This window comes from Kitasatospora sp. NPDC094019 (assembly GCF_044764505.1).
Classification (GTDB): domain Bacteria; phylum Actinomycetota; class Actinomycetes; order Streptomycetales; family Streptomycetaceae; genus Kitasatospora.
Genome location: NZ_JBIWIF010000033.1, coordinates 39,025 through 46,750 on the forward strand (window position 1 = coordinate 39,025; position 7,726 = coordinate 46,750).

The following is a 7,726-nucleotide window of genomic DNA, read 5'->3' on the forward strand; positions in this document are numbered from 1 at the left end:
CGCCATGACCACCGACCTCGCCGCCCCGCCCCGGACCCTGTTCCTGGCCGGGCCGTTCATCCAGTTGCTCGACCCGGAGACCGGCGAGATGCCGCCGGGTGCCCGGGAGCCGTTCGATCTGCTGATCAAGCACTTCGAGTCGCAGGGCATCGCCGTGCACAACGCCCACCGCCGGGAAGCCTGGGGCGCCGAACTGATGCGCCCCGAGCAGTGCACCGCCCTCGACCAGGAGGAGATCCGCAAGGCGGAGCTCTTCGTCGCCCTGCCGGGCTCCCCGGCCTCCCCGGGCACCCACATCGAGATCGGCTGGGCCAGCGCCTTCGGCAAGCCCATCGTGCTCCTGCTGGAGCGCGGCCGGGAGTACACCTTCCTGGTCCAGGGGCTGCACACGGTGGCGGAGGTGGAAGAGGTGGTCTACACCGACCTCGCCGCCGCCCTGCCCGCCGTCGACCGGGCCGTCCAGCGGGTCCTGGCCCGCCACCGCGGCACCGCCCGGCCCGCCTGACTCGCCCCGCCCTGCCTCACCCTGCCTCACCGTCCCGACCGGCCACCGGCCACCACCGCCTGCACCACCCACACCACCCGCACCACCACCGACAGGAGCCACGACGACCGATGGGACGCCGTCACGGGCCGCGAGCCCCGTTCGCCGTCCTCGCCGTCCTCGCCGCGCTCCTGTCGGTGGTGGCCGCCGCCCCGCCCGGCCACCACCCCGGCGGGTCCCGCACGCCCACCGGGTCCCGCACGCCCGGCGAGGGCCCGCGCACCCCGGCGGCTGTCAGCCACACCGTGACGCTGCGCGCCGACGCGACCGGTGCCGCCTGGCGGGGCCATCAGCGGGTGGCCTTCACCCAGGTCGCGCCGGAGCCGCTCTCCGCGGTGTACCTGCGGCTCTGGGGAAACGCCCGCGGCGGGTGCGCGGCGCCCGCCGTCCGACTGACCGGCCTCGCCGGTACCGCTTCGGCGGACTGCACCACGCTCCGGGTGCCGCTGCCCCGGCCGCTGCGGCAGGGCGAGTCCGGCACCCTCGACTTCGAGCTGTCCATCGACGTCCCCGAGGGCCTCGACCGCTTCGGCCACGACGGCGACCACAGCTTCCTCGGCAACGCCCTGCCCACGCTCGCCGTCCTGGACGACGACGGCTGGCACCTCGATCCGTACACCCGCAACGGCGAGTCCTTCTACTCCCTCGCGGCCGACTGGTCCGTCGCCCTGGACCACCCCTCCGGCCTGCTGGTCCCCGCGACCGGCAGCGCCGTGGACGCGCCCGGCGGGCCGGGCCGGACCCTCACCACCGCCACCGCCCGCCGCACCCGCGACTTCGCCTGGGCCGCCGGCCCGTTCTCCCGGCTCACCGGCCGGTCGGCGGGCGGCGTGCGGATCGGTGTGTTCGCGACCCCCGACGTCACCGCCGAGGAGGCGCACCGGATGCTGGAGCTCGCCGGCGGAGCGGTCGACGCGCTCTCCGGCCGCTTCGGCGCCTACCCGTACGGCGAGCTGGCCGTCGTCCTCGACAACGCCTTCTGGTTCAGCGGCATGGAGTACCCGGGCTTCGTCCTCGACCGGGTCAAGCCCTTCGCGCTGGTCCACGAGCTGGCGCACCAGTGGTGGTACGGCATCGTCGGCGACGACCAGTACCGCGCGCCCTGGCTGGACGAGTCCTTCAGCGAGTACGCCGCCGACCTCGTCCTCGGCCAGGCCCACGACGACTGCGCGGCGGCCCCGCGCTGGGAGTCCGAGGACGAGCGGCTGGCCTCGCCCATGAGCCACTGGGACGCGCACCCCGACCGGTACGAGGCCGTCGTCTACGACCACGGCTCCTGCGCCCTGCACGAGCTGGGCCGACTACTGGGCGAGGACACCATGGCCGCCCTGCTGCGCGACTACGCCCGGGCCCACTGGTACGGCGTCTCGACCACGGCCGCTTTCAAGGCCGCCGCCCAAGCCGTCTCCCCGGTCGACCTCGCCCCGTTCTGGCGCGAACACCGGATCGACGGCTGAGCCTCCCGATCGGCGGTCGGGCACGACCCGGCCCGACCACGACCCGGCCCGACCACGACGAACCGGACGGGACCGTCCCGACCGATTGCCGGGACGGTCCGCGCGGGAGCCCGGCCGGGCGCGCGCGGCGCCCGGCCGGGAGGGGATCAGAACTCGCTGGTGACGCTCACCCCACTGAAGCCCTGCTGGGCGTACAGGCTGAAGAAGACGTATCCCGCCGGCGGGTCGGTGACGGTGAGGGACTCGGAGTTGTCCGGGCCCGCGGACCGGGTGACGTACGCGTTGGTGTAAGCCCAGCCGTAGGGGTTGTAGTACAGCTCGCCGTTGCCGGTGCCCCCGCTGCTGGTGACCCGGATCTGGCGGGTGCCCGGCGGCACCCAGAGGTAGAAGTGCGCGTAGTTGCCGGTGGTCGCCGACAGGTCGCTCCGGCCGCAGTTTCCGTCGAGCTTGCGGAGGTCACCACCCGCGCACTCGGTGAGCTTGGGGAATCTTTGGGCGTTCGGGCCGAAAAGCACTTCTGACCTGCGCCGATACCACCCCAGACACTCCATCGGACACCCGCCATAGACCGCCACTGTCCGCCCTTCACCACCCGTTCTGGCACGGATCTGGCACGCAGCAGCCCTACGACCTGACCGGGTCACCCTCACAGCAGACGCCCTGCACCCTCATCGCGGCCGCATCTGCTTCCTCGTGGAGGAGAGGAGGACCACTCCCTGCTGGTGGTCAAGGCCAACCAGCCCGAACCGGGTATCAATGTCAGTGGCGAGTCGTACCCTGGTCGGTCAACCGAACAAACGGGGTGCAAGGGCACACCTCGGTGCGACAGGCGGATGCACGTGAGCGATGAGCAGCTACGCGGTGGAGATCTTGTCCAGGACCGCGAGGTCGCGGTCCTGGACGATGACGAACTGGCCCATGAGCACATAGCCGACCAGCTGGAACAGCTCGTTACTACCGTTTCGGCCCCCACCAACATCGCCCTGTACGGCCCGTGGGGGTCCGGGAAGAGCGGCATCGCGAATCTCCTGACCAACCGGCTGCGCGGCAAGTCGGGATACAGCTTCGTGCGGTTCGACGCGTTCAAGTACGCGGAGAACCCGCTGCGCAGGAACTTCATCAGTGCGGTCGCCACCGAGCTCGGTATCAAGGACAGCGCGTTCCACTCCGACCTCTACGCCGGTAGGTCCAGCGCCGCCTTCAGCCTCAGCGGCAGGGACGTTCGGCGGCTGATCGCCTCTTCGTGTTCCTGTTCCTTGCCGTCTGCGCCACCGCCTTGGTCCTTACCCTGGCGGCGGCCCTGTTCTCGAGCGGTCCGGTGCTCACCGAGTTCCTCCGCCGCGTCCCGGACGCGCTGACAAGCGCTCCGCATTAACCCCCGGTGCGGCGGCCGCTGTAGGTCCCAAGCCTGCGCCAGTGGCTGACTTCACCGTGGGTCCGGCTCTCGGTGTACCCGAGGCTGTCGGACCGATGGTTGATGAGCGTCGCTGTGGAGGATGTGAACCAGTTGCTCGAGAAGTCCAGCAGCCCGAGCACCTGTGCCCGGATCTTCCAAAGCCGTCAGGAGCTCGTCCACCCTGGCTAAGACCAAATCTCTTTCGTTCGACATGAGCTCGATCTGTTCACGCCGAAGCGCGGCTCGTATCGCGGTGAATGCTTGGATCACCCCTTCTGCCTTCGCCTCCGGATCTCCAGTAGCGAACTGAAGGTCAGCGTATTTGTCGATCCACCAGGTCAGACCTAGAGCATCGTTCGCGAGGCGTTCGCGCAGCGCGATGAGCCGCGCTGTCTCGCGTTGCTCGTCCAGCCAGATTCGGCGTTCGGCGAGCTCCTCCTGGCGAGCGAACTCCGTCGTCTCCGCATCCAAACTGAGCCGGACCACGCCGCTGATAGTGAGACGTGGATCTGTCACGACAGGAGCCGCCAGCTTGGCGTTGATCGCATCCTCCGCCTCGGCGGTCTCCAGGGGCGGGAACCTGCGGCTTACGCGCTCGGCCTCGACGCGTAGCAACGACCGAGCGAGTGCGTGCGGGTGGACGGGAGCGAACTCCACGTTGACCGGCACAGAGAAGCCGTACGACATGACCGCCTCGAAGCGAAGTTCGCCACGTGCGCTGCTCAACATGGTCGTGAACGAATGCGGGAGGTGGTCGGCGTGGGAGGTCACCCCAGACGGCAGCCTTGAGCGACCTCCCCAGAGTCGAAAGCGCTTCACTCGGTCGGCGCCTCGGCGCGGGCACGTGCAGCCATGGCATCGCGAATGGCCTGCGCGTATTGGTGCCGAAGACCACGTCGCAGTTCGCTGTCCCCACCGAGGATGTGGTTGAGGTCATCGCCGAGACTGTCAGCCTCTTCCTCGAAGACGACCGAGATCACGTCTCGTAGGGTCGCCGCTGGGATCTTGCCTGCCTCGGCTGCCCGACACCAGCTGTCCAGCGCGAGAGCTGCTGAGGGTCGGCTTCCCCGGTTCCGCCAGGCGGCTCGCCAACCGTCAGTGAGGAGCTTCCGGATGGCTTCCCCCTCAGCTCCCCCACGATTGAGCAGATCAAGTAGCAGGGCCGCGCCAGCTTCTGCATCGTCATCGTCGGCAGTGCCGCCGAGGTTCAAGAGCCCGACGAAAGTCATCGCGCTCGCACCCGAAGCCACTGCGTCAGACTCAGGCTCTGGCATCCAGTCGACGAGCGCATTCAGCACCTGGGCAGCGTGGACAGGATCGCGAAGCATGCTGGCGAGGGCGTTGAGGGCTGCGAGCGTCGTGGTTTCATCCGCGGGTTGGTCGAGGACGTAACGCAGGCGAGTGAGCGCGATGTGCGGGAAGTCGCTGCCAAGTTTCCGACGACAGACCTCGACCACAGCATGCTGCCGCTCGGCTTGGGTCTTGCCCTTTGCCCAGTTCCGCAACTTGTCACGTACGGCGGCCCCGACGACCGGGTGCACGGCGAGATCATCGAGGACGTTGACCGCGAGGCTCTTGCGTCCGTCCTGGGCGAGCCACTGCTCGACGAGGTCGAGGATGGTGCTCGGCCCTTCGGATTCGGCAAGTGTCGTCAGCGAGGCGGCCAGGCGCTCGCGATGGGGCTCGGCGATCCCCTTGGCGGCACTGATCTGGCCCAGCCACTCCTTCAGAACGGGAACGAGCTGAGGACGGGTGTGCCAGACGTGTCGCAGCAAGGCATGGTCGATCCCGGGGCGGTCCTGGCTGATGGACGCCGTGCCATCTGGCCGGAAGGCGAGGTCCGCGTCCCCGCAGCGGCTCCTCGCGTCGGGACCGGCCAGTGGGCCACCCACCAGCGTCGGCCAGTTCACTTGCGGCATCGCGAGGAGCTGGTCGGCAGCGTCCAGCACTACCCGCGCCGAGCAGCAATCAAGGAATGCACCAGCGATCCGCAGAGCTCGTGGCCGAGCGGCCCCGTCCTCGTCGCCGCTGAACCATTGCTCGACGACGCCTTCCCAGTTCTGGTACTCAGCACGGGCGTTGTCGTCGTCGGGGCCAGTTGCACGCGCAATGATTCCAGCGAGCCGCTCCGCTTCCCCTGGGGCCGTCTCCGGGGTGAGCAGCTTGAAGAAGACACTCTCGCTCGTGCTCAGCCACTTGACCCGGTCTGCCGTAGCGGGTGTGGCGAGCAATCTGCGTTCCACAACTCCCGCGGCGCTTGGCCGGTTCACGGGTGCGATGGCAACGGACGCTCGCCCATCGGCTTCGGCTACCGTCCCCCAAGCCTCACGGCTTACGAGTACTACCAGCCAAGTGCCGGCGTTCCTTGCACGGGAGGCGTACTGCGTGAGTTGCTCTCGGAACTTAACTGACAGGAACTCACTGCCGGATGCGAGGTTGAGCAGGTAGCCGGTGCTCGGCTCCTCCGGGATCAGCGCGACGTCGGCTCTCTCCCAGTCGGGAAGCAACTCGAAGAGCCGGGCATCGTCCGGCAGGGAGTCGTCCAGCAGCCGCAACGCTGTCGTACGCCCGCCCGTCCCCCGCTCGGCGACAAGCACCAGGACGTGGTGGGCGTTCCCCTGCCCGAGCTCCGGCTTAAGCAAGAGCGACGCTTGCCTGAAGCCGCCAGGCGGCTCGAACAGGTCGCGGCGAAGGATGTCCCCACGCGAGAGCGGGCGGGGACGAAGGTGGGCCAGTCCTTGAACGTACTTCGTGACGTAGAGATCCCGGCGCGCGATGTTGACATCACCGCCGATCTCATTCTCCGTCACCGTCACAGCCAGCTCTTCTTCGACCTCCGACCGCAATTCCTTGGAGACAGCAGGTTGTTTCACGGCCGGTGGACTGGTTTCAGACGGGGAGGAGCGGTGAGCCTGAGCCGCGCCTGCCGCGTCCTGACCAGGCACTCCGTAGGGATTCATGCCTTCCTCTCCTTGATCTGATCCCGCCCGACAACGGTGAAGTCGCCACCACCCGTCTTGATGTTCTTGAACGTCTGACCGCTGTTGATCACCACGCCGGCCCCCGTCGCTCGCGGGTCGTTCTGAAGCTCTTCGACCAGCTGTCGCAAGTCGGCCTCCGCTTCGGAGCTCCGCTCCGCCAGCGGCCGCAACGCCCTTGCCACACGCCCCGTGTAGAACTGGATGGCGCTCTCTCGATCTTCGTCGGGCAGGTCAGCCAATTCTTGCTGAAACTCGTCAAGCCGAACCAGGATGGCCTGCTCATCCGGCGTTCCGTGCCGCTGGAACAGCTGTGCACACTGCTGCCTCACGTATGCCCAGACATCGGTACCCATCGCCCCCGCGAAGGCGCCAGCGGCCGCCGCGGCCAGTTCCACCGGTGTTGACACCAAACCCCCTATTTTGACTCGAACATTCGTTCATGGACGATCCGGTACTGCACCCCACGGAACGCGAGGGTCGGCCATGGGGCGACCCTCAGGAAAACCCCATCTGCGAAATTAGCGAGCCCCAGACACAACACGCCCGCCAATCGCCAGATGTGGCACACGCCTCCCGGCACAATCGAGCCATTTGACGGCCCCTTGATTCCGGAACTGGCAGTTCCGGGCGGCGAAAATCCAGTGGAGCAAGATTCGCCTGGCCCGAGCTGGTCAATCAATCGGACCGGCGATAGATATAACAAACTTGTTCGAATTCTATCGAGCCCCAGGAGTTCATCGCTGCAACTTCACGCCCCATGTTCGCATCAGGCAATCCAGTTCTACGCCTCACTACTGCAGGAGCATGACCAGCGCATTCGCCGCACCCGCAGGCTCCCGCAAAGCCTCATCGGACGACGCCAGGCGTTTACACAAATGACCGCTTCGCACTGGTCAAGGCCATGCCAGATGCCACACTGCCGGAGTGAAGGTCACCACCGTGCGCTGGCTCCTAGCTCCGATCAGCAGCTGGCGCGCGCGCCGCCTCCAGCGGACCTTCACGGGCGGATTGCCGCTTGAAACAGCATGGCAGCTGGTCAGACTTCGGTATCACATGGATGAGGTGCCTTATATCCACGATGCCATGAAGCGGCATATGGAGAATGGGGGCGGAGCGCGGGACTCCGATCACGAACCGTAGAACCGCCGTCCAAACGTGGCGGCCAGGCCACCTCAGACTTTCCGAGTGGAACTCTCACCACGAGGCAGCCTCGTCCGGCGATTGGGCGCGTAGGGAGCCTGGACGCCGGTCGGCTAGGGGCTGTTCAGGGTTCGGATCTTGTGGTGGCTCGGTTGTGGGCTGGTGTGTCTGGTAGAACTCGGGATCGTGGCGCGTTTTGACGTGACGG

The 7,726-nt window shown here is 67.6% G+C and carries 8 protein-coding genes; 4 read left to right on the forward strand and 4 right to left on the reverse strand.

The window, feature by feature from the left end:
- The first annotated feature begins 4 nt into the window (after nucleotides 1-4).
- Both ACIQ9P_RS37945 and ACIQ9P_RS37950 read left to right on the forward strand, forming a co-directional pair.
- Nucleotides 5-505 (forward strand): nucleoside 2-deoxyribosyltransferase, encoded by a 501-nt coding sequence (locus ACIQ9P_RS37945; protein ID WP_402366701.1) that lies wholly within the window; start codon nucleotides 5-7, stop codon nucleotides 503-505.
- Between the two features lie 110 nt (nucleotides 506-615).
- Nucleotides 616-2,001 carry a M1 family metallopeptidase gene (locus ACIQ9P_RS37950; protein WP_402366704.1) on the forward strand — a complete coding sequence of 462 codons (1,386 nt, stop codon included), beginning with the start codon at nucleotides 616-618 and terminating at the stop codon, nucleotides 1,999-2,001.
- 146 nt (nucleotides 2,002-2,147) lie between these two features.
- Here ACIQ9P_RS37950 and ACIQ9P_RS37955 read toward each other — a convergent pair whose 3' ends face one another.
- The gene (locus tag ACIQ9P_RS37955; RefSeq protein WP_402366707.1) at nucleotides 2,148-2,516 is read right to left on the reverse strand and encodes a PPC domain-containing protein; all 369 of its coding nucleotides are present in this window, start codon (nucleotides 2,514-2,516) and stop codon (nucleotides 2,148-2,150) included.
- 324 nt (nucleotides 2,517-2,840) lie between these two features.
- Between ACIQ9P_RS37955 and ACIQ9P_RS37960 the strand changes: the two genes are divergently transcribed.
- Nucleotides 2,841-3,359 (forward strand): P-loop NTPase fold protein, encoded by a 519-nt coding sequence (locus tag ACIQ9P_RS37960; protein WP_402366709.1) that lies wholly within the window; start codon nucleotides 2,841-2,843, stop codon nucleotides 3,357-3,359.
- A 68-nt stretch (nucleotides 3,360-3,427) separates the two neighbouring features.
- Here ACIQ9P_RS37960 and ACIQ9P_RS37965 read toward each other — a convergent pair whose 3' ends face one another.
- From ACIQ9P_RS37965 to ACIQ9P_RS37975, 3 genes are all read right to left on the reverse strand, one after another.
- Complete coding sequence (locus tag ACIQ9P_RS37965) at nucleotides 3,428-4,126, reverse strand: hypothetical protein (protein WP_402366712.1); 699 nt, start codon at nucleotides 4,124-4,126, stop codon at nucleotides 3,428-3,430.
- 86 nt (nucleotides 4,127-4,212) lie between these two features.
- The gene (locus ACIQ9P_RS37970) at nucleotides 4,213-6,357 is read right to left on the reverse strand and encodes a hypothetical protein (RefSeq protein WP_402366715.1); all 2,145 of its coding nucleotides are present in this window, start codon (nucleotides 6,355-6,357) and stop codon (nucleotides 4,213-4,215) included.
- A complete protein-coding gene (locus tag ACIQ9P_RS37975) occupies nucleotides 6,354-6,773 on the reverse strand; it encodes a hypothetical protein (RefSeq protein WP_402366718.1) in 420 nt (139 codons plus the stop codon). Before ACIQ9P_RS37975 ends, ACIQ9P_RS37970 begins: the two co-directional genes overlap by 4 nt.
- Before the next feature lie 529 nt (nucleotides 6,774-7,302).
- Between ACIQ9P_RS37975 and ACIQ9P_RS37980 the strand changes: the two genes are divergently transcribed.
- Entirely contained in the window at nucleotides 7,303-7,518 is a 216-nt protein-coding gene (locus tag ACIQ9P_RS37980) for a hypothetical protein (protein ID WP_402366720.1), read from the forward strand.
- The last annotated feature ends 208 nt before the right edge of the window (nucleotides 7,519-7,726 follow it).

What these genes read in the sequence shown, in the direction of transcription:
- ACIQ9P_RS37945 (WP_402366701.1), top strand. Translation starts at nt 5, where the DNA reads ATGACCACCGACCTCGCCGCCCCGCCCCGGACCCTGTTCCTGGCCGGG.
- ACIQ9P_RS37950 (WP_402366704.1), top strand. Translation starts at nt 616, where the DNA reads ATGGGACGCCGTCACGGGCCGCGAGCCCCGTTCGCCGTCCTCGCCGTC.
- ACIQ9P_RS37965 (WP_402366712.1), bottom strand. Translation starts at nt 4,126, where the DNA reads ATGTTGAGCAGCGCACGTGGCGAACTTCGCTTCGAGGCGGTCATGTCG.
- ACIQ9P_RS37970 (WP_402366715.1), bottom strand. Translation starts at nt 6,357, where the DNA reads ATGAATCCCTACGGAGTGCCTGGTCAGGACGCGGCAGGCGCGGCTCAG.